The 19,546-nt window shown below is 69.5% G+C and carries 23 protein-coding genes; 9 read left to right on the forward strand and 14 right to left on the reverse strand.

All coding sequences use genetic code 11. The features are described from left to right. Entirely contained in the window at nucleotides 1-1,464 is a 1,464-nt protein-coding gene (locus JOY88_RS03030) for a leucyl aminopeptidase (RefSeq protein ID WP_293500279.1), read from the reverse strand. A 30-nt stretch (nucleotides 1,465-1,494) separates the two neighbouring features. Here JOY88_RS03030 and lptF point away from each other — a divergent pair, with 30 nt between their 5' ends. Genes lptF through JOY88_RS03050 form a run of 4 tightly spaced genes read left to right on the forward strand, consistent with a single transcriptional unit; the run spans nucleotide 1,495 to nucleotide 5,025 of the window. Continuing rightward, on the forward strand, nucleotides 1,495-2,592 hold the full coding sequence (gene lptF / locus JOY88_RS03035) for an LPS export ABC transporter permease LptF (RefSeq protein ID WP_293500281.1): 1,098 nt from the start codon (nucleotides 1,495-1,497) through the stop codon (nucleotides 2,590-2,592). Continuing rightward, nucleotides 2,589-3,716, forward strand: coding sequence for an LPS export ABC transporter permease LptG (gene lptG, locus JOY88_RS03040; RefSeq protein ID WP_293500283.1), 1,128 nt, complete (start codon nucleotides 2,589-2,591; stop codon nucleotides 3,714-3,716). Before lptF ends, lptG begins: the two co-directional genes overlap by 4 nt. Then, a complete protein-coding gene (locus JOY88_RS03045) occupies nucleotides 3,716-4,084 on the forward strand; it encodes a sirohydrochlorin chelatase (RefSeq protein WP_293500285.1) in 369 nt (122 codons plus the stop codon). The genes lptG and JOY88_RS03045 overlap by 1 nt, the downstream gene beginning before the upstream one ends. Continuing rightward, nucleotides 4,081-5,025 carry a CysB family HTH-type transcriptional regulator gene (locus JOY88_RS03050; protein WP_293500287.1) on the forward strand — a complete coding sequence of 315 codons (945 nt, stop codon included), beginning with the start codon at nucleotides 4,081-4,083 and terminating at the stop codon, nucleotides 5,023-5,025. Before JOY88_RS03045 ends, JOY88_RS03050 begins: the two co-directional genes overlap by 4 nt. A 60-nt stretch (nucleotides 5,026-5,085) precedes the next feature. On the opposite strand, the gene JOY88_RS03055 is transcribed toward JOY88_RS03050, so the two are convergent. Further along, nucleotides 5,086-6,720 carry a type IV pilus assembly protein FimV gene (locus JOY88_RS03055; protein WP_293500289.1) on the reverse strand — a complete coding sequence of 545 codons (1,635 nt, stop codon included), beginning with the start codon at nucleotides 6,718-6,720 and terminating at the stop codon, nucleotides 5,086-5,088. Nucleotides 6,721-6,897: 177 nt separating this feature from the next. Between JOY88_RS03055 and JOY88_RS03060 the strand changes: the two genes are divergently transcribed. After that, entirely contained in the window at nucleotides 6,898-7,602 is a 705-nt protein-coding gene (locus tag JOY88_RS03060) for a Crp/Fnr family transcriptional regulator (protein ID WP_293500291.1), read from the forward strand. A 79-nt stretch (nucleotides 7,603-7,681) separates the two neighbouring features. Then, entirely contained in the window at nucleotides 7,682-8,755 is a 1,074-nt protein-coding gene (locus JOY88_RS03065) for a phosphotransferase (RefSeq protein ID WP_293500293.1), read from the forward strand. Nucleotides 8,756-9,295: 540 nt separating this feature from the next. Here JOY88_RS03065 and JOY88_RS03070 read toward each other — a convergent pair. From JOY88_RS03070 to JOY88_RS03080, 3 genes are all read right to left on the reverse strand, one after another. Beyond that, nucleotides 9,296-9,694 carry a type II toxin-antitoxin system VapC family toxin gene (locus JOY88_RS03070; protein ID WP_293500295.1) on the reverse strand — a complete coding sequence of 133 codons (399 nt, stop codon included), beginning with the start codon at nucleotides 9,692-9,694 and terminating at the stop codon, nucleotides 9,296-9,298. Continuing rightward, nucleotides 9,691-9,963, reverse strand: coding sequence for an antitoxin (locus tag JOY88_RS03075; RefSeq protein ID WP_293500297.1), 273 nt, complete (start codon nucleotides 9,961-9,963; stop codon nucleotides 9,691-9,693). Before JOY88_RS03075 ends, JOY88_RS03070 begins: the two co-directional genes overlap by 4 nt. Before the next feature lie 226 nt (nucleotides 9,964-10,189). Further along, nucleotides 10,190-10,897 (reverse strand): hypothetical protein, encoded by a 708-nt coding sequence (locus tag JOY88_RS03080; RefSeq protein WP_293500298.1) that lies wholly within the window; start codon nucleotides 10,895-10,897, stop codon nucleotides 10,190-10,192. Nucleotides 10,898-10,967: 70 nt separating this feature from the next. On the opposite strand from JOY88_RS03080, the gene JOY88_RS03085 reads away from it, so the two are divergent. Further along, entirely contained in the window at nucleotides 10,968-11,660 is a 693-nt protein-coding gene (locus JOY88_RS03085; RefSeq protein WP_293500299.1) for a glutathione S-transferase N-terminal domain-containing protein, read from the forward strand. Here the strand turns inward: JOY88_RS03085 and soxA are convergent. The 7 genes from soxA to JOY88_RS03120 all read right to left on the reverse strand — a co-directional run bounded on the left by soxA (nucleotide 11,657) and on the right by JOY88_RS03120 (nucleotide 16,670). Beyond that, complete coding sequence (gene soxA / locus JOY88_RS03090) at nucleotides 11,657-12,388, reverse strand: sulfur oxidation c-type cytochrome SoxA (RefSeq protein ID WP_293500301.1); 732 nt, start codon at nucleotides 12,386-12,388, stop codon at nucleotides 11,657-11,659. The two genes, JOY88_RS03085 and soxA, sit on opposite strands and share 4 nt — an antisense overlap. Then, complete coding sequence (locus JOY88_RS03095; RefSeq protein ID WP_293500303.1) at nucleotides 12,385-12,708, reverse strand: thiosulfate oxidation carrier complex protein SoxZ; 324 nt, start codon at nucleotides 12,706-12,708, stop codon at nucleotides 12,385-12,387. Before JOY88_RS03095 ends, soxA begins: the two co-directional genes overlap by 4 nt. Before the next feature lie 148 nt (nucleotides 12,709-12,856). Beyond that, on the reverse strand, nucleotides 12,857-13,267 hold the full coding sequence (locus JOY88_RS03100) for a thiosulfate oxidation carrier protein SoxY (protein WP_293500305.1): 411 nt from the start codon (nucleotides 13,265-13,267) through the stop codon (nucleotides 12,857-12,859). Next, nucleotides 13,264-13,632: a sulfur oxidation c-type cytochrome SoxX gene (soxX, locus tag JOY88_RS03105; protein ID WP_293500307.1), complete on the reverse strand. Its 369-nt coding sequence runs from the start codon at nucleotides 13,630-13,632 to the stop codon at nucleotides 13,264-13,266. The genes JOY88_RS03100 and soxX overlap by 4 nt, the downstream gene beginning before the upstream one ends. After that, nucleotides 13,632-15,785, reverse strand: a complete 2,154-nt coding sequence (locus tag JOY88_RS03110; RefSeq protein ID WP_293500309.1) for a xanthine dehydrogenase family protein molybdopterin-binding subunit — start codon at nucleotides 15,783-15,785, stop codon at nucleotides 13,632-13,634. Before JOY88_RS03110 ends, soxX begins: the two co-directional genes overlap by 1 nt. Further along, nucleotides 15,782-16,276: a (2Fe-2S)-binding protein gene (locus JOY88_RS03115; protein WP_293500311.1), complete on the reverse strand. Its 495-nt coding sequence runs from the start codon at nucleotides 16,274-16,276 to the stop codon at nucleotides 15,782-15,784. The genes JOY88_RS03110 and JOY88_RS03115 overlap by 4 nt, the downstream gene beginning before the upstream one ends. Nucleotides 16,277-16,376: 100 nt before the next feature. After that, nucleotides 16,377-16,670 carry a hypothetical protein gene (locus tag JOY88_RS03120; RefSeq protein WP_293500313.1) on the reverse strand — a complete coding sequence of 98 codons (294 nt, stop codon included), beginning with the start codon at nucleotides 16,668-16,670 and terminating at the stop codon, nucleotides 16,377-16,379. Nucleotides 16,671-17,171: 501 nt separating this feature from the next. Here JOY88_RS03120 and JOY88_RS03125 point away from each other — a divergent pair. Then, on the forward strand, nucleotides 17,172-17,861 hold the full coding sequence (locus tag JOY88_RS03125) for an N-acyl amino acid synthase FeeM domain-containing protein (RefSeq protein WP_293500315.1): 690 nt from the start codon (nucleotides 17,172-17,174) through the stop codon (nucleotides 17,859-17,861). A gap of 222 nt (nucleotides 17,862-18,083) precedes the next feature. Then, nucleotides 18,084-18,287, forward strand: a complete 204-nt coding sequence (locus tag JOY88_RS03130; RefSeq protein WP_293500317.1) for a putative motility protein — start codon at nucleotides 18,084-18,086, stop codon at nucleotides 18,285-18,287. 505 nt (nucleotides 18,288-18,792) lie between these two features. On the opposite strand, the gene JOY88_RS03135 is transcribed toward JOY88_RS03130, so the two are convergent. Beyond that, a complete protein-coding gene (locus JOY88_RS03135) occupies nucleotides 18,793-19,227 on the reverse strand; it encodes a type II toxin-antitoxin system VapC family toxin (protein WP_293500319.1) in 435 nt (144 codons plus the stop codon). A gap of 1 nt (nucleotide 19,228) precedes the next feature. Next, entirely contained in the window at nucleotides 19,229-19,474 is a 246-nt protein-coding gene (locus tag JOY88_RS03140) for an AbrB/MazE/SpoVT family DNA-binding domain-containing protein (protein WP_524539180.1), read from the reverse strand. Nucleotides 19,475-19,546: the final 72 nt, after the last annotated feature.

Consider the following 19,546-nt stretch of genomic DNA (forward strand, 5'->3'; position numbering starts at 1 on the left):
TTACTTGGCGTGGCTGAGCACGAAATGCGTCAGCAGGCCCACAGGCCGGCCGGTCGCGCCCTTCGCCGCGCCACCCTTCCAGGCCGTGCCGGCGATGTCGAGGTGGCCCCAGCGGTACTTGCTGGCAAAGCGCTGCAGGAACTTGGCCGCCGTGATGGAGCCGCCCGCGCGGCCGGCGATGTTGGCGACGTCGGCGAAGTTGCTCTTCAGGCCTTCGGCGTAGTCGTCGTCCAGCGGCATGCGCCAGCAGGGGTCCAGCGCCGCATCGCCGGCCGCGGTCAGCGAGGCGGCGAGTTCGTCGTCGCTGGCATACATGCCGCTGCGCACGCCGCCCAGCGCGATGACGCAGGCGCCGGTCAGCGTCGCCACGTCGACGACGACGGCGGGCTTGAAGCGCTCGGCGTAGGTCAGCGCGTCGCACAGGATGAGGCGCCCCTCGGCGTCGGTGTTCAGGATCTCGATGGTCTGGCCCGACATGGACGTGACCACGTCGCCCGGCTTGACCGCGCGGCCACTGGGCATGTTCTCGCAGGCGGCGACGATCATGACGAGGTTGAGCTTGGGGCGGAGCTCAGCCACCGCGCGCAGCGTGCCGATGACGCTGGCCGCGCCGCCCATGTCGAACTTCATCTCGTCCATCTCGGCACCCGGCTTCAGCGAGATGCCGCCGGTGTCGAAGGTGATGCCCTTGCCGACCAGCACCACCGGCGCCACCGTCCTGGCCGCGCCTTCGTAGCGGGCGACGATGAAGCGCAGCGGCTCGTCCGAGCCCTGGGCCACGGCCAGGAAGCTGCCCATGCCGAGCTTCTCGACGGCCTTGCGGTCCAGCACTTCGACCTTGAGGCCGTGCGTCTTGCCCAGACCCTGGACGACCTGGCCCAGATGGGTCGGCGTCGCATGGTTGGCGGGGCGGTTGGCGCATTCGCGGGCCAGCTCGATGCCGGCGGCGATGGCCTCGCCGCGCGCGAGACCCGCCTTTGCGGCCTTCAGCTCCGCCTTGCCCACCAGCAGGGCCAGCTTGGCCAGCTTGGGCGCGGCCGGCGCGCTGGGCTTGGTGTGGCGGTAGAGGTAGACGGCATCCGAGCCGGCCAGCGCGGTCTGCTCGGCCAGCGACTCGGCGGCACCGGCCTCGAAGCCGGCGAAGGCCACGGCCGCGCTGACGGCGCCGCGCGACTTGATCTGGGCCAAACCGGCGGCCAGCGCCGCCCGAGCGGCCGCCAGCGTGGTCTTGCCGCTGGCCGCCAGCACCAGGCGCGGTGCCTTGATGCCCTCGGCCTGCGTCAGCGTCAGCGCCTGGCCGCCCTTGAGCGCGAAATCACCGAGCTTGATCGCTGCCTGCACCTGCTTGGCAACGGCGGCATCCAGCCCCTTGGGCAAGGCCTCACCACCGAGCACGACGATCAGCGCGTCGGCGCCGACTCCCGCGAGCGAATCCAGCTCAGCGGTTTGAATCTTGAAGTCCATAATGACTAGAAGTAGATAGAAGTGTTTTTGATGTTATTCGATTCATCAACGCGATCCGAACTGGCCAGGAGCTTCGGCGTCACGCTGGTGGTCATCCTGACCATCGTGCTCACGACGACGCTGATCCGCACACTGGGCCAGGCCGCGGGCGGCAACGTCGCGCCGCAGGATGTCGTGCTGCTGATGGGCTACGCCACCATCGCGCATCTGGCGACCATGCTCATCCTGTCGCTGTTCATCGCCATCGTCATCACGCTGGGTCGCGTCTACCGCGAGTCCGAGATGACGATCTGGTTCGCCAGCGGCATCCCTCTGTCGCGCTTCATGCGACCGGTGCTGCGCATGGCCTGGCCCGTGCTGCTGGCGGTCATCGTGCTGGAGTTGCTCGTCTGGCCCTGGAGCAACCGGAACAGCGCCGAGCTGCGCGACCACTACCAGAAGCGTGGTAACCTGTCGCGCGTCACGCCCGGCCAGTTCCAGACCTCGCGCGACGGCAGCCGCGTCTTCTTCATCGAGCGCGAGGGCGACGATGCGGCGACCGGCCGCAACGTCTTCATCCTGTCCAACCAGCATGAGCGCGAATCGGTGACGACCTCGGCGCGCGGCCGCCTCGAGATGGAGGGCGACGACCGCCTCCTCGTGCTGGACCATGGCCAGCGCAACGAGACCCAGCTGAAGACCGGCGAGAAGAGCCTGGCCCGCTTCCAGCAGTACAAGGTGATGACCGACACCCAGGTGCTGGCCAATGCCAGCCAGCTCCCGCCCAAGGCCATGCCCACGCTGGACCTGGTGCGCGCGCCGACGCCCAAGAACCAGGGCGAGCTGACCTGGCGCATGGGCATGATCCTGGGCGGCATCAACATGACCCTGCTGGGCATCGGCCTGTCGGCCAGCAACCCGCGCCGCGCCAGCAACTGGAACCTGTTGTTCGCGCTGCTGGCCTTCATCGTCTACTTCAACCTCATCAACCTGTCGCAGTCCTGGGTCGGCAACGGCCGCATGACCATGCCGCGGGCGCTGATCGCCGTGCATGGCAGTGCGCTGTTCCTGGCCCTGGCCGTCATCTGGCTGCGCGACAACGCCAACCGCTTCTGCCTGCGTCGCCACCTGAAGGGAGCCCCCGCATGAAGACCGTGCGGCACCTGCTCTACAAGGACATCGTCGGCTCGGTCGTGCTCGTCGCGCTGGCCTTCATGGCGCTGTTCTTCTTCTTCGACTTCGTCGACGAACTGGACCGCATGGCCCGCATCGGCGTCGGCGGGGCCAAGGCCGCGCTGCTCGCCGCGATGGAGCTGCCCGGCCATTTCTACGAGCTCTTCCCCATCGCCGTGCTGATCGGCGCCATCATCGCGCTGGCGCGTCTGGCGCAGAGCAGCGAGTTCACCATCCTGCGCACCGGCGGCCTGGGGCCTGCGCGGGCGCTGGCGCTGCTGGCCGGCCTGGCCACGCTGTTCGCGGTGCTGACCTTCGTTATCGGCGACTACGTGGCACCGCAGTTCGAGCGCAAGGGCGACGACATGCGCGCCCTCTTCAGCCACGATGCCAACCCCGACAAGCGCGGCGCCTGGCTGAAGGACCACCTGAAGGTGGATGGCCAGGAGCGCAGCTACTCGGTCAAGGTCGGCCGCGTCGGCGGCAGCGGCGCGCTGGAGGACGTGCGCATCTTCGAGTTCGATGCCGAAGGCCGGCTGATGTCGCGCACCGAGGCCGAGAACGCCGACGTCGATGCCCGCGGGCTCTGGCATCTGCAGAAGGTCAAGCGCACGGTATGGAACCCTGGCGCAGCCGCGGACGCCAGCCCCGTGGGCGAGGTCGTCGTCAGCGAGCAGCAGCTCGACAAACTCGATTGGCAAAGCTCGCTGCACGCCGGCGTCATCGCCGCGGCCGTGCTGCCCGCCATGTCGATGTCGACAATGGAGCTCTACCGCTACACCAAGCATCTGTCGGCCCAGGAGCAGTCGGCCCAGGCCCACAACATCCAGTTCTGGCGCAAGGCCTTCTATCCCTTCGCCTGCTTCGTCATGGTGGCGCTGGCCCTGCCCTTCGCCTACCTGCACGGCCGCTCGGGCGGCATCAGCATCAAGGTCTTCGGCGGCATCATGCTCGGCATCAGCTTCATGCTGCTGAACAACGTGGCCGGCCACCTCGGGCTGCTGAGGAACTGGACCCCCTGGATCGTGGCGGCCGCGCCCAGCCTGCTCTATTTCGGCCTGTCGATGGCGGCCTTCACCTGGCTCGTACGCTACCGCTGATGGACGGCCTGCTGCTCTTCGCCCACGGCGCGCGCGACCCGGCATGGGCCGGGCCCTTCGAGCGGGTCGCAGAACGCTTGCGCACCGCGCGGCCGCAGACGCCGCTGGCGCTGGCCTATCTGGAGTTCATGTCGCCCGGCATCGAGGAGGCCGCCGAAGCGCTGGCCGCGACCGGCTGCACGCGCGTGCATGTGCTGCCGCTGTTCCTCGGCACCGGCGGCCACGTGCGCCGCGACGTGCCGCCCCTGCTCGACAGCCTGCGCCAGCGCCATGGCGATGCCGTCGAATGGCTGCTGCACCCCCCCGTTGGCGAGCACGAGGCCGTGCTCCAGGCCATGTGCGACGCCTGCCTGCTCACACTGACATGAACCTCCACCAATTCCGCTTCGTCCAGGAAGCCGCCCGCCGCAACCTCAACCTCACCGAGACGGCCAAGGCGCTGTTCACGTCCCAGCCGGGCGTGTCCAAGGCCATCCTCGAGCTGGAGGAGGAGCTGGGCGTGGACATCTTCTCGCGCCACGGCAAGCGGCTGCGCCGCATCACCGAGCCGGGCCAGCAGGTGCTGGCCTGCATCGAGATCATCCTGCGCGAGGTCGGCAATCTGAAGCGCATCGGCGAGGAGTATTCGCGCCAGGACAGCGGCACCTTCTCCATCGCGACCACCCACACGCAGGCGCGCTATGTGCTGCCCGCACCGGTCGCGCAGCTGCGCAAGAACCTGCCGCAGTTGCGCATCAGTCTGCACCAGGGCAGCCCCGACCAGGTCGTCAAGATGCTGCTGGACGAGACGGCCGACCTCGGCCTCGCGACCGAGTCGCTGGCGCAATACCCCGAGCTCGTCACCCTGCCCTGCTACGAATGGCAGCATGTGATGGTGGTGCCGCGCGACCACCCGCTGGCCACGACCGAACGCATCAGCCTGGAGCAGCTGGCCGGCGAACCGCTGGTCTCCTACCACCCCAGCTTCACGGGCCGCACCCGCATCGACAAGGCCTTCGCTGCGCGCCACCTCACGCCCAACGTCGTGCTGGAGGCCATCGACTCCGACGTCATCAAGACCTATGTGCGGCTGGGCATGGGCGTGGGCATCGTGGCCGAGATGGCAATGCGCGAGGAGCCCGCGGGCAGCGACCTCGTCGCGCGGCCGCTGGGCACGCTGCTGGGCAGCAACGTGACTCGCATCGCCTTCAAGCGCGGCGCCTATCTGCGCAACTACGTGTACAGCTTCGCCGAGCTGCTGTCCGAGCGGCTGAGCCGCAAGCTCATCGAGAAGGCCATGAACGGCGACTCGACCGATTTCGGCCTCTGAGCTGGGGCCGGGAACCGGCCCGGCGCATGCTGCCGACACGCGGTCGGCGGGCGTGAACTCTCAGCCGCCGGGGGCGGCATCCATCGGCAGCATCAGGTCTACCTCGTCACTGCGCAAGCCGGCTTCGAAGAGGTCGCGCGCCACGCCGTAGAGCATCAGCAGGTCGCGGTAGGCCGGCAGATCGAAGCGGGGCACGCCGGGGCCGCCGCCCTGGGCCAGCAGCTCCTGCAACAACTTCATCGCGGCCGCGGGATCGGCCCAGGCCATCTGCAGACGGGCGATGACGCTCGGACAGCCATCCAGGCTGCGGCCGTGCGACAGGCTCTGCGCCCATTGCGGCGCCGGCCTGCCGAAGCGCTGCTCGAACTGCCTGGCCTGCTCGGCAAACACCTCGGCGTCGCCGCGCTGCTGCCCAAGCTCCAGCAGCAGCAGATAGGGCATGGCGCCCCCCTGGCCGCGCGCCAGCCGCCCCGCAAGCAGGTCGGCCGCAGCCTCGTGCTGGCCCAGCAGATGCAGGAAATCGACCTGCTGCTGCAGATCCAGCAACTCGTCGGCGATGCTCAGCTCGCTGGACAACAGCGGCGCGGTGGCGGCCTGGATCGGCGACGGCTGGGCGGCCCCCGTGTCCGGCGCGGCAGCTGCCGGCGGCCAGGGCATGGGCCGTGGCTGGGGCTGCGTGATCTGGTGCTGGCTCTCGTCCGCGAAGGCCGGGGCCAGGCCGACGGCAGATGGCGTCGCACCGGGCACAGGCGTGGTGGAAGCCCCCCCCGCCCCCTCGGCCGCATGCAGTGCGCGCCAGTAGGCGAGTTCGCCGCGGGCGCGCTGGTCGCGCCAGCGGCTCAGGTAGAAGGCCGCCGAACCCGCGAGCAGGCTCATCGCCAGCGTCAGCAGCCAGGTCATGGGCTCACGGTAGGGCGGGGTCCGCGCGCCATGCACGACGGCGGCGGACTCGGGCGCGGGCGCGGGCGCGACAGCCGACGCGGCGGGCTGCGCCTGGCTTGCCGCGGAGGCGGCCTGCGCCTCGGCCTGCTGACGCGCCAGCAGCTCGGTGCGCAACTGGGCCACGGTCTGCTCGAGCTGGCTGATCTGGGCCTCGATCTCCGGCGTCAGCTCCATCTCCGGCGCGCGGGTGGCCGGCTTCGCAGGCCGGAGCACTTCGGCGACCAACACCTCGGGCCGGTCCAGCGTGAGGCGGGGGCCGGCCGGCCGCGGCCTGGCGGGCAGGCGCGGCCTGGGCGGCGCGACAGGCAGGTCGGCCTGTGGACGCGGCGCCGCTTCCACGGCCGTCGGGGGCACGAACAAGGGCACCGGCGGCGGCGGCAGGGACGGCGACGGCGCGACGGCGAGTTGGGTCGGCGGGTCCACGAAGACGTTGAACTCGCGCGTCAGTCGCAGCGGGCAGCCCAGGGCCAGCGTGATGCGCAGCGTCGGCTCGTCGATGCGGGCCTGGCTCTGCAGGCGCAGGTACTGCTGGCCCGGCTCGCCCTCCAGGCGCAGTTGCAGCAGCCCCGCCGGCACCCGCGCATCGCCTGCAACGACCTCCGCGCGCATGCAGGAGTCGGTGAGCCGCTCGCCATCCGCCAACGTCAGCGGGACGCTGACGTCCAGCGGCTTGCCCAGCGGCGAATGGACCTGCGGCCGACCCAACCCCAGGGCCGGGGCCTCCTGCGAAGGCAGGCCGAGCAGCAATGCCAAGGCGGGTGTGAGGGCACCCAACAACGTCGGGCGCGGGGCCGTGGTGGGCATTGACTACAGGCGGCTGGGGATGCGGTTGAACGAGGGGGTGGAGACAGCGCGGATCACTCTAGCATGTGGGCATACGCCGCCGCCCCCGCTAGCAGGGGGGCCCCGGGCGGCACAATGCCCCGAGCCATGAACGCACTCAGCCTCACTCCCGCCGAACGCCAGCAGATCGACCAGGGCGCCTGGTTCTCCAAGTTGTCCGAGCCGCTGCGCAACGACATCCTGCAGCGCGCCTTCGTGCGCCGCCTGGCCGACGAGACCATGCTCTCCCACCGCGGCGAGCCCGCCGAGGAATGGTGTGGGGTCGCCAAGGGAGCGGTACGCGTCAGCTCCGTGTCGCTGGCGGGCAAGCAGATCTCGCTGACCTATGTCGAGCCCGGCACCTGGTTCGGCGACATCGCCCTCTTCGATGGCCTGCCCCGCACCCATGATGCCTACGCCCACGGGGACACGACGCTGCTGTGCGTGCGCAAGTCCGACTTCCGCGCGCTGCTGCAGGCCCACTCCGAGCTCTACGACGCGCTGCTGCGCCTGAACTGCCGCCGCCTGCGCCTGATGTTCGACATGATCGAGGACCTCAACACCCGGCCCCTCGCGGCCCGCCTGGCCAAGCAGGTGCTGCTGCTGGCGCGCTCCTACGGGGTTCTGGAGGGCGACGAGATCCGCATCGGCCTGCAGCTCGCCCAGGAAGACCTGGCTCAGTTGCTGGGCGCTTCGCGGCAGCGCGTCAACCAGGAGCTCAAGGCCTTCGAGCGCGAGGGCGCCGTGCGCGTGGAGCCGACGCGCCTGGTCGTGCTGAGCCGCGACAAGCTGCTCGCGGCGGCCGCCCGCTGAGGCTGGCGCGCAGGAGACAGTCCCGCCGCCCCCCGCCTCCCACAATGGAAAGTTCGCGCCCCTCAAAACGACGACCTCCATGGAAGCATTCACCGGCACCCGTCCCCTCGCCCAACCGCTGGACAGCGAGCGCCTCGCGGCCTGGCTGTCCGCCCATGTCGACGGCTTCGCCGGCCCGCTGAGCCTCGAGCAGTTCAAGGGCGGCCAGTCCAACCCCACCTATCTGCTGACGACGCCGGGCGCCCGCTATGTGATGCGCAGCAAGCCCGCCCCTGTGGCGAAGCTGCTGCCGTCGGCCCATGCCATCGAGCGGGAGTTCCAGGTCATGGGTGCCCTAGCCGGCACCGACGTGCCCGTGCCGGCCATGCTCGCGCTGTGCGAGGACGAGGGCGTCATCGGCCGCGCCTTCTACGTCATGGAGTTCATGCCCGGCCGCGTGCTGTGGGACCAGAGCCTGCCCGGCATGGACAACGCCGAGCGCGCCGCCCTGTACGACGAGATGAACCGCGTCATCGCGGCGCTGCACCAGGTGGACTTCAAGGCCCGCGGCCTGGCGTCCTACGGCAAGCCGGGCAACTACTTCGAGCGCCAGATCGGTCGATGGAGCAAGCAGTACCTGGCCTCCATCACCGATCCCAACCCGGCCATGGACGCGCTGCTGGCCTGGCTGCCGGCCCACATCCCGGCGTCGGCCCGCGATGAGAGCGAGATCAGCATCGTCCATGGCGACTACCGCATGGACAACGTCGTCTTCCACCCCACCGAGCCACGCATCATCGCAGTGCTGGACTGGGAGCTGTCCACGCTGGGCCATCCGCTGGCGGACTTCAGCTACCACTGCATGAGCTGGCACATCCAGACCTCGGGCGCCGCGCGCGGCCTGGGCGGCAAGAACCTCGCAGAGCTGGGCATCCCGAGCGAACGCGACTACGTGCAGCGCTACTGCGAGCGCACCGGCCGCGCCGACGCGGGCGCCGTCATGGCCGACTGGAACTTCTACATGGCCTACAACATGTTCCGCATCGCGGCCATCGTGCAGGGCATCGCCAAGCGCGTGGTGGACGGCACCGCCTCCAGCGCCCAGGCCCGGGAGACGGCCGCCAGCGCCAGGCCGCTGGCCGAGTTGGCCTGGCGCTTCGCGCAAAAGGCCTGAACGGGCGCATCCGCCTTGCGGGCCGAGCGCCGGCCCGCTACCAGGCCGGCCCGCCTTGGGCGAGGTGCCTGCCGATCGAGCCGGCAGGCATCCCCGTCCCCGCGGGCGTTGGGGTCGGGCGCATTGCGCCCAGTGGGCACCATGCGCCTGTCAAAGGGCAGCGGCGTAAGACGTGGCGCGGCCTGCAAAACCGACCGGACTGACCCAGTTCAGCGGGGCGAGGCAGGGCGAGGGGCTGTCAGCTCACCATGACGATCAGATCCGGCACCACTTCGACGGGCTCGATCGGCACCACCTCATCGGGTCGGACTTCGACCTTCCAACCAACGATCCACCGTTCTGACGCACCTGCCGCGTCGACGAAAACAGCGCCAGTTCACCCCCGGCGGCATTGTTCTTCGCGCCCGCGCCACCCGCCCCTGGCCTCCCCAAGGCGCGCGGCCTTCCCGATTCGTCATGGGACACCGAGCTCTGTTCGCCCTCGAATAGCTTGGGGTCCTGAGTCGAAATCTACGCGGGACGTAACAAGTCCCATCGTCGTCAAAGCCAGTTTTCCACTGTCAAGCCACTTACGCGGCTGAACTCCCGCGTGTTGTCCGTCACAAGCGTCAAGCCCAGCGCACAGGCTTGCGCTGCGATCAGCAGGTCGCTTGAACCGATGGGCTGGCCGGCCGCCTCCAATTTCGCGCGAATGCCACCATATTCAGCGTCGGACGGTACGTCCAGCGGCAATACGGGAATCGTCGCCAGTACCCCTTCTACCTTGGCGAGCAGCTTGGGAGAACCTTTCTTCGCGCAACCGTAGCGCAGTTCTCCTGCAACGATGATGCTGGTGAAAATCCCTTTGGCTCCGACCCGCTCAACGCGCCGCGCTGCGGCCCCATCCGGGTTGCGGATCAAGTCGCTGATGATGTTGGTGTCCAGCAGGTAGCCGCTCAAAAGATGTCCTCCGGCTGGGCGGGCGTATCGTCGATGGCTGGGAACAGGTCTTCAGGTGAGAGCGGTGGTTCCTTCCGCCACTCGGCCAGCAATTCGACGATGTTGGTGGGCTTGGCAATTGGTTCAATGATGAGCCTGCCGCCTTCGCGGTGAATCAGCACGCGATCCCCCTGCAGTTCGAACTCTGCAGGAATGCGCACCGCTTGACTGCGGTTGTTTCGGAACAGCTTGGCCTCGCGGGGACGAGAGGTGACGGTTGGGGTGGGCATGGCAACCTCCACTGGCATATGCCGAATTGTATATGCCAAGCCCGTGCCAATGCGCCAGCGTTTGGCCACCGGTCAAACACGAGTCAGACGGCCGTCATGACCAGATCAATCGCCGTTCTTGTTTCGGCCCACCGCTTCGCGGCGCGCCAGCGTCGGCTCAAGTTGACCTTGGTCAGACTGAACACACGGCCGCCAGTCCCCGCGGGATCAAGCGGGGCCGAACTTCCTAGTAGACGTCGCCCGGGCGCGTCGAAGGCGTGAAGGCGATGGACGTCGTGGTCGGCCACGCGCCGGCGTCGGCCACCCGGCTGTTCAGGCGCATCGCCGCGCGAGCCGCAACTTCGAGCAGCCGCACCAGACCCTGCAGCTTGGGCAGATCGGCCTCGCTCATCTCGGTGCGCAGATAGAGGTTGCCCCGCATGCACATCAGCACGAAGGGATGGCCCTCGGGCAGCAAGTCCTGGCTGGCCTGTACGAAGGCCTCGCCCAGTTCGCCCTCGATCCACGCGCTGGTCAGTTCCTTGGTCACGCCGACGATGCCGTAGCGCTGACGCAGGATCTGCGAGGAGGCGTTGTTGAACTTGGGGAACATCACCAGCCAGCGCATTTCCTCCGGCGTGTCGGTATCGACCCGGGTCTTGAGCGTGTCAGTGTAGGCCTCGAAGACGGCGCGCTCCAGGTTCTCCATCAGCATGCGGCACAGCACCATGAACTGCAGGTCCGGGTGCAGGCCCACCTCGCAGCGCATGCGCAGCTCGGTGCCGAGCAGGTAGCTGCGCTGGGACGGCCCCCATTCGATGCGCAGCGGGCCCGGGACGACCTGCCTGGCCTCGATGAGAAAGCCCAGGCCGTCGCGGGCCTGAGTGAACTCGGCGTTGCGCGTCTCGGCCCAGTCCTGTATCGGACGCCAGCGCGCGGCGTTGGCGCGCGTCACGAGCCAATGCTTGACTTGCTTTACCACCATGAGTCGTGAGAATTGGCCTGGTTGCTGATGGAGTCGACGAATGATCGAAGTGTATTCATGGCCCACGCCCAACGGCCACAAGGTGCACATCATGCTGGAGGAGTGCGGCCTCGCCTACCGGGTCCATCCCGTGGACATCGGCGCCGGCGAGCAGTTCGCGCCGGCCTTCCTCGCCATCAGTCCCAACAACAAGATCCCCGCTATCACCGATCCCGACGGCCCGGACGGACAAGCCCTGTCGCTGTTCGAGAGCGGCGCCATCCTGCTCTACCTGGCCGGCAAGACGGGCCGGTTCCTGCCGGCCGACGTGCGCGGCAAATACGAGGTGCTGCAGTGGCTGATGTTCCAGACCGGCGGCATAGGGCCCATGCTGGGCCAGGCCCACCACTTCCGCATCTACGCGCCGCAGACCCTGCCCTATGCCGTCGAGCGCTACACCAACGAGGCCAGGCGGCTCTACGGCGTCCTCAACAAGCGGCTGGCCCACTCGACCTACATCGGCGGGCGCGACTACTCCATCGCCGACATGGCCGTCTTCCCCTGGCTGCGCTCCTGGAGGAACCAGGGCGTGGAGATGGCCGACTATCCGCACCTGAAGGGCTGGTTCGACGAGGTCGCCAAGCGTCCGGCGGTGCAGCGCGGCGTCGCGGTGCTCGCCGGGGCGCGCAAGCCGCTGACGGACGACAAGGCGCGCGAGGTGCTGTTCGGCCAGCGCCAGCTCGAACAGCGCTAGGGGCGCACGCCCGGCGGCTGCATAACCATGCCGGCCGAGCGGCGAGAGAGATACACCTCCAACGCCAGCAGCTCGGCGCTGTCCCAGTCCCGGACGCCGGCTCGCACGCCGCTCAGGCAGCCACGCAGACGGCGCTGCAGGCTGCCCAGGTCCTGCCATTCGAGGCGGTAGACCGGGTAGTCGTCCACATGGCCCTGGGGGATGAGGCTGCCGCCCAGGCGCAGGCCCGCGCGCTCGTCGTGGCATTGCGCGCAGGACAGGTTGAGGGCGCCGATGCGCGTCGTGTAGAGGTGCCGGCCGCGGGCGGCGGCCTCGTCCAGCGCGGCGCCACGGGGCGGCTGCAGCGGCAGTCCGCGTGACTGCTGCGCCACCAGCGCCGCGAGCGCGAGCAGCGGCTCGGCCTCGGGAGCCCAGGCGGGCTGCTGCTGGTGGCGCACACGGCAGCGCTGGATGCGACCGGGCAGATCGAGCAGGCCCTGGTCCCAGGCCGGGTAGCGCGTCGCCGCGCCGCGCAACGCCTCGGGCTCGCCATGGCAGCCGGCGCAGGACCTGGCGCCTGCGCCCCACAGCTCGCGGCCCAGGGCCAGCGCGAGCTGGGCCGGATGCTGGGCATCGTCGGCCTGCAGCGTGCGCAGGGCCGGGCTCATGGTGTCGCGGCCGGAGCGGCGCGGATCGGGCTCGGCGGCGCTCGCGGCCAACGCGAGCAGGAGCAGCGGCCAGGCCCTCATGCGACGCTCAGTGCACGCGTCTCGCGATGCTCGAAGCCGTTGTCGCCGCGCCAGGCAAAGCTCAGCTCGCCGGAGGCGGCGGCCCGCAGCCAGAAGGCCAGGTAAGGGTTGGCCGAGACGGCGGCAAACAGGTCGGCGGCGAAGACGAGTTCGCCGTCCAGCCGGCACTCGAAGCGGCGCACGAGGTCGCGCTGCAGCCGGGTGCCGGCATCGCTGCTGCGGTAGCCGGTCTCCATCGCATGGGCCACGGTGGCGCGCACCTCGAAGGCTTCGCCGGCCTTGACGCCGGCCGGCAGGGTGATGACGGCGCGGGTGGCCATCAGCGCCTGCCAGGACGCCCGAGCGGCGCTGGAGCCCCCGCGGTGGGCCGAGCCCGCGCACGCAGCGGACAGTGGTCGCCGCGCGGCTGGCGAATGGCCTGGCACGGCCTGCGAGGCAATGCGTGAAGCGAGCGCGGGGACGTCATCTTCAGGGCTCGACGCAGGCCGCGAGCGTCACGATGACGTCCACGCCCGCCTGCCAGCAGCGCCCGTCCGCTGCGCGGGCAACAGCGACGATGCGCTGGCTGCGTGCCAGGCGCATGCGGGTGCTGAACTCGGGCCTGGCGCTGCCGGCGCCGAAGGCGACGTGCACGACCTCGGGCTCGGGATTGAGCGGCGTGAACAAGGCCAGGCCCGCGACCGGCTCGTTCGCGGCGACGCGCACCGGCACCGCGTTGCCGTTCTCCACCAGCTCGGCGATGGCGATATCCAGCGCGCCGGCCTCGGGCTCGCGGCCGGCCCAGGCGCGGATGGCGACGCGCATGGCCTCGTCCGTCGCCCGCGCCTCGGGCAACAACGCGAGCGCGGACGCCGCCATGACGAACTCGCGCCGCCTCATGGCGCCGCCAGCGTGCCGAGGTAGGCCACGAGGTCGTCGAGCTGCTGCTCGGTCAGTGCCGCCCGGCCGGCCCAGGCCGGCGCCACGTCGCGCAGGCCCTCGGTCGAGCGGAAGGGCGGCATGACGGTGGCGGGGTTGAAGCGGCGCATGTCGGCGATTCGCTCGCGCAAGTCGCGGGACGACAGCCGTGCCGCGGCCACCGCCAGCGGCGGCGCGAGATTGCCCTGGTTGGCATCGCCCGCTGCCGTCAGCGCATGGCACAGCAGGCACAGGCTCTGCGTGCGGTCGGCCACCAGCGCGCGGCCGCGCTCGATGTCGCCGGCCTGAGCACCGGCCGCCAGCACGAGCGCCAGCCACGCACGCATCACGCCAGCGAATGCTTGCTCAGCGGCAGGTCGCGAATGCGCTTGCCGGTGGCCATGAAGATCGCGTTCAGCACCGCCGGCGCGGCGACGGCGATGGTCGGCTCGCCCACGCCGCCCCAGAAGCCGCCCGAGGGCATGCAGATGGTCTCGACGGCCGGCATGTGCTCCATCCTGACGACGGGGTAGCTGTCGAAGTTCCGCTGCTCCACGCGGCCGTCCTTGATCGTGATCTCGCCGAACAGCGCCGCCGACAGGCCGTAGACGAAGCTGCCCTCAACCTGGGCCGCGATCTGCTGAGGGTTGACGGCATGGCCGGGGTCGGTCGCGGCGACGATGCGGTGGATCTTCAGCTCGCCCTTCTTGGACACCGACACCTCGGCGCAGGCCGCCACATAGCTGCCAAAGCCCATGATCTGCGCCAGCCCCAGGTGACGCCCCTGGGCGCGCGGCCTGCCCCAGCCGGCCTTGGCGGCCACCGCGTTCAGCACGGCCAGGTGCTTGGGCGAGTTGGCCAGCAGCTCGCGGCGCAGCTCCAGCGGGTCGCGCTTGGCGGCATGGGCCACCTCGTCGATGAAGCACTCCAGGTAGATCGCGTTCTGGTTCAGGTTCACGCCGCGCCAGAAACCGGGCGGCACCGGCGGGTTGCGCATCGCGTGGTCGATGAGCAGATGGGGCAGCGCATAGCCCAGCGCGCCTTCCGCGCCGCCGGCGTTCAGGCCCTGGAACACGGCCGGGTCCTTGCCGTCGCGGATGTTCTGCGGGAACAGGCCCGCGACGATGCTCTGGCCCGAGATGCGCATGTGCAGGGCCGTCATCTTGCCGGCCGCGTCCAGGCCCGCCGTCAGCTTGCACTGCGTGACCGGGTGGTAGCGACCATGGGTCATGTCCTCCTCGCGGCTCCAGATCAGCTTGACCGGCGTGCCGGGCAGCTCCCTGGCGATGGCCACGGCCTGGCGCACCCAGTCGTGCACGGCGCCGCGCCGGCCGAAGCCGCCCCCCAGATGCAGCTTGTAGACCTCGCAGGCCGAGGGCGGCAGGCCGGCAGCCTCGGCCGCCGCAGCCAGTGCGGCCTCGCCGTTCTGCGTGGGTGTCCAGACCTCGCAACGCTCCGGCGTCCACTTGGCCGTCGCGTTCATGACCTCCATCGTCGCGTGGTTCTGGTGCGGCGTGCTGTAGACGGCCTCGACCTTCCTCGCCGCGCCGGCCAGCGCGGCCGCGACATCACCCTGGCTGCTGCCGACGGCGGCCTCGGGGGCATCGAGGCCGGCCTTCAGCATCGCGGCAACGTCCGCGCTGCTCAGCTTGGCGTGCGGGCCCTCGTCCCAGACGATGGGCAGGGCCTCCAGCGCTGTCTTGGCCCGCCACCAGGTGTCGGCCACGACGGCCACGGCCGTGTCGCCGACCCGGACGACCTTCTTCACACCGGGGCGCTTCTCGACCTCCGTCGCGTCGAAGCTCTTGAGCCTGCCGCCGAAGACCGGGCAGTCCTTGATGGCTGCGTTCAGCAGGCCGGGCAACTGCATGTCCATGCCATAGACCTGCGAGCCGTCGAGCTTGGCGCGGGTGTCCAGCCGCTTCAGCGGCCGGCCGGCCAGCGTCCAGTCCTTCACCGGCTTGAGCTCGATGTCGGCCGGCGCGGCCAGACCAGCGGCCTCGGCGGCAAGCGAGCCATAGCTCAGCTTCCTGCCCCCGTGCAACACCCAGCCCGAGGCGGTCGCGCACTCCACGACCGACACGTTCCACCGGTTGGCGGCCGCCTGGATCAGCAGTGCCCGCGCCAGCGCTCCACCCTTGCGCACATACTCATGCGACTCGCGCACGCCACGGCTGCCGCCCGTGCTCATGCTGCCCCAGGCGCGGTTGCGCGCCAGGTTCTGGCCCGGCGTGGGGTACTCGGTCTTCACCTTGGCCCAGTCGCATTCCAGCTCCTCGGCGACGAGCTGGGCCAGGCCGGTCAGTGTGCCCTGCCCCATCTCCGAGCGCGCGATGCGGATGACGACGCTCTCGTCGGGCAGCACCTGCACCCAGGCGTTCAGCTCGGGCGCGGCACCGGCCGCGGCCAGGCCCGGCACATGGAAGCCCACCATCAGGCCGCCCGCCGCGGCGCCGGTGGTGTGCAGGAAGGACCGGCGCGACAGGACCGCGGCGCTCATGCCTGGCCTCCTTCGATGACGATGGGAATCTGCTTGCGCTGCACCTGGCCGGCGGCCAGGTGGATGGCGGCGCGCACGCGGTTGTAGGTGCCGCAGCGGCAGATGTTGGTCATGGCCGCGTCGATGTCGGCATCGCTGGGCTTGGGCTTGGCCTTCAGCAGCGCCGCGGCGGCCATCAGCATGCCGCTCTGGCAGAAGCCGCACTGCGGCACGTCCAGCGCGTCCCAGGCCTTCTGCAACGGGTGCGAGGCATTCGGCGCCAGGCCCTCGATGGTGGTGACCTTCTGCGTCGGCGTCAGCGCGGAGGCCGGCATCACGCAGCTGCGCACCGGCGCGCCGTCGATGTGCACCGTACAGGCGCCGCATTGCGCAACGCCGCAGCCGTACTTGGTGCCGGTGAGGCCGAGCTGCTCGCGCAGCACCCACAGCAGCGGCGTGTCGGCATCCGCCTCGAACTGCATCCGCCTGCCGTTGATCATCAATTCCGCCATGCCAGCCCCCCGTTCCGCCACCCTTGGCGGGCGCGGGCAGCCTAGCAGGATCGGCGCTCGCCTGCCTAGAAAAACACAGCGGCGCCGGGATGCCCGGCCTTCAGCCGTTCCCCTCGCGCCAGCCCCGCCCGGCCATGCAGCGCTTTTGCGCGCTGACGGCCTCGGCGGCGGCCTGGATGCGCTGGTTCTCCGCGAGGCTCGTGCACGCCGAGCCGTCCATGCAATTGCGGGAGAGCGCCTGGCCGCCAAGCTGGTTGAGCCGGCCTATGCGCTCCGCGTCCTTGGAGCAGGCGGCCTGGTCCGCCTCCAGATCGGCGCCCGGATGTTGCGGATTGACCCAACGGGGCGAGGCACAGGCGCTCAACGCGAGGCAGACCAGCAGCAGGACTCTCATGGACGGGCGAAAAAATCTTGGAACGGCCATGCTAGCGCCGCCGCACGGGCCGCGAATCGAGTGGGGTGAGGAATTGCTCCCTCAGCTCTCGCACCACCGAACGCACAGGCCGGCTCCCGACAGTTCAAGTGGGGCGCCGGGGCTGCTGGTGGGCAACCAATCCCTTGCCGGGCTGGTAGAGGACGTTCTCCGCCAGGCAGGCGCACCCTGCCGGACGTACTCGAAAGAAACCCCGGCACGGAGGCCGGGGCTGAAAAACCGCCCGCCGCTCACGCGGCAGGCGCCTGCTCAGGGAGGAACAGCAGGGGGCGTTGTGCCCACCCTCAATCTACTCCCCCTGGACGGCCTTGGCATGTAGGACAGCAGGACGATTTGCCGTTGTATCGGGCATGAGACTCATGCACCAAATCCTTCGGATGTATCCGTCTGTGAGAGTCCGGCCCGGCGGGGCCCGGCATCCCTAGACTGTCGGCCGCGCAATGGGCGCTCAGGATGCAGTACATGGTCCCTATCGTTGAAGTGCGGCGCAATGCAGCGCCGCCGGGTGATTTCGCCAGCCTGCCGCTGGATCTGGACAGCGGCTTCGGCGGCCTGGCGGGCGACGCCCTCGAGCTCGTCGAGCGCCGCTACGGCGACCGCGGCCTGGCCGTGACGCGTGAGCGCTACAACAGCCGCGACCAGGATGGCGACATCGTCTGCACGGCGCGCGATGGGGACGAGGTCGTCGGCACGCTGTCCGTGCGCTTCGACGGCATGGGCGGGCTGCACGCCGACCAGCTGTTCAAGGCCGAGCTCGACGCGTGGCGGGCCGACGGCATCAAGCTCTGCGAGTTCGGCGGCCTGGCCATGGGCGCACATCCCCACGACCCCAAGCGCGTGCTGGCCCATATCTTTCACCTCGGCTACCTGCACGCCCACCGGCGGGCGCGCTGCGAGCGCCTGATCGTCGAGGTCAATCCGCGCCACGTCGCGTTCTACCGGCGTTGCCTGGGACTTATCCCGCTGACCACGGCGCGCCACAACCCGCGCGTGCAGGCACCGGCCGTGCTCATGAGCATCGCCTTCGCCACCGTGCGCGAGCAGATCGCGCTCTGGGGCGGCCGCCACGACCGCACGGCCTCCACGCGCAGCCTCTACCCGCTGTTCTGGGACGCCGCAACCGAAGCCACCATGCTGGCCAGGCTGCCCTAAAACCGGGCGCAAGTCATCTGCCCCACGCGCCGGAACCCGATGCCGACGGCGGGCGAGCCGAACACGGCCGCCATCCCCCTCGCCTCCCGCCAAAGGGGGTGACGCGAAATGAAAGCAGCCAAGGCTGGTGAGGCCCCGGGCGTCTGATGAACTCGCCAGCTTGGCCAGGCCAGACATCAACTTCGGCCTCAAGTTCCGAGGCGGCCTGCCGATAGACGCGATATGGACATTGCCAACTCCACCAGCGTCAACGTCGCCTCCAGGTATGCCCAGGCAGACACGGCCGATGCGGTAAACCTCCTGGTGTTGCGCAAGGCGATCGACGTCCAGGCCGCTGGCGCCCTGGCCCTGCTCAGCGCGCTGCCGCAACAGCCGGCGCTGGCGACCGAGGGCTCGCTGGGACGCCATGTGAACACCTACGCCTGAGCGCATCCGGCTGCTCGGTTTTGAACAGGTCGCAGGCGCCTGAGCGGCCGTGAGTTGTCGAGCAACGCTGGCCCGGAACGGGTCGAACTTCCACCCGCTTGGCCGCATGAACGCCAACCACGAGCAAGGTCAGCTTTGCCACCAGGTGACAGCGCGTAGTTCATCTGCTGAGAACTCGTCCCAGCCACCGTCCGCTGTCCGATAAAAGCGAAAGATTGGATGATCTTCATTCCCACCAAAGTTGACAGAGCACCCCGAGTAGGACGCCGCCCGCTGAGCGTCAGTGATCGCAGCAGCCTCCGCTGCGGCGCGATAGCTGGCTCGGTCTGAGCGCGCGAAGGTCGGCGCCGTCGGGCAGCGCGAAGTCCTCGCCAAGTCGTTAGATACAGTCTGGGTAGCCATGATGTGCTTCTCCTACAGTCGCACGTTGTGGTTAGGCCGGCCCAGAAATCTCACCTTCTGGGCTCGGCCGCTTTGCCTCAGGCCCGCTGAGGCGCCGGGTTCATCAGGCCGAGCTGCGCAGCGCAACCGGCTTGATCTTCAACCGCTGGGCATTGCGCCCCAGAACATCATCGAGCGTGGCCATGTGCTTCGCTCCTGCAGCTTCGGCGCACGCCAGGTGAAGCGCGTCGCCGGCACGAAGCGCGCTCGCGGCATCCAGCACCAGTTCTGCAGCGCGATGGAAGTGGGCTGGCTCGACCGGCAGCAACCGGAGGTCCGCGGCCACCATGCGCTCGAAGCGCGCCCAGGCACCTTGGGCCTGCTGAGCATCGATGGCGCCGGTGCGCTGCTTGATGCCGAGAGCGCTCGCAAACTCCGGAACACACCAAGCCGCGGCGACAAGCTCGCCCTTCTCCCGCGAGTACCAGTCGGCGGCTGCCGCGCTGTGCGGCTCGTTCAAGAACAGCGGCACGAGCACGCTGGTGTCGACATAGACCATGTCAGTACCGGGCGCTGCTACGCATTTCATCGATCACCGGGGCGCTCATCGGCATGGTGCCACGCGCCTCGGTCAGTTCGACGGCAAAGGCCTTGCGATCCCACTGAGCCGGCCGAATAGACAGGGCGCCATCGACAGTGAGCTGCGCTTCCACGGTCGCACCTTCGCGCAGGCCAAGCCGGCGCACGACCTCGGACGGAATCCGCAGGGCCAAGCTGTTGCCCCATTTCGCTACTTGCAGGTCCATGATGTATATCCTTTCATGTTTCTACATGCTACGCAACGACGGTGAGATGTCAAGCGACACCGGCGCGGGTCG

This window comes from Roseateles sp. (assembly GCF_019237615.1).
Taxonomy (GTDB): Bacteria; Pseudomonadota; Gammaproteobacteria; order Burkholderiales; family Burkholderiaceae_C; genus Pelomonas.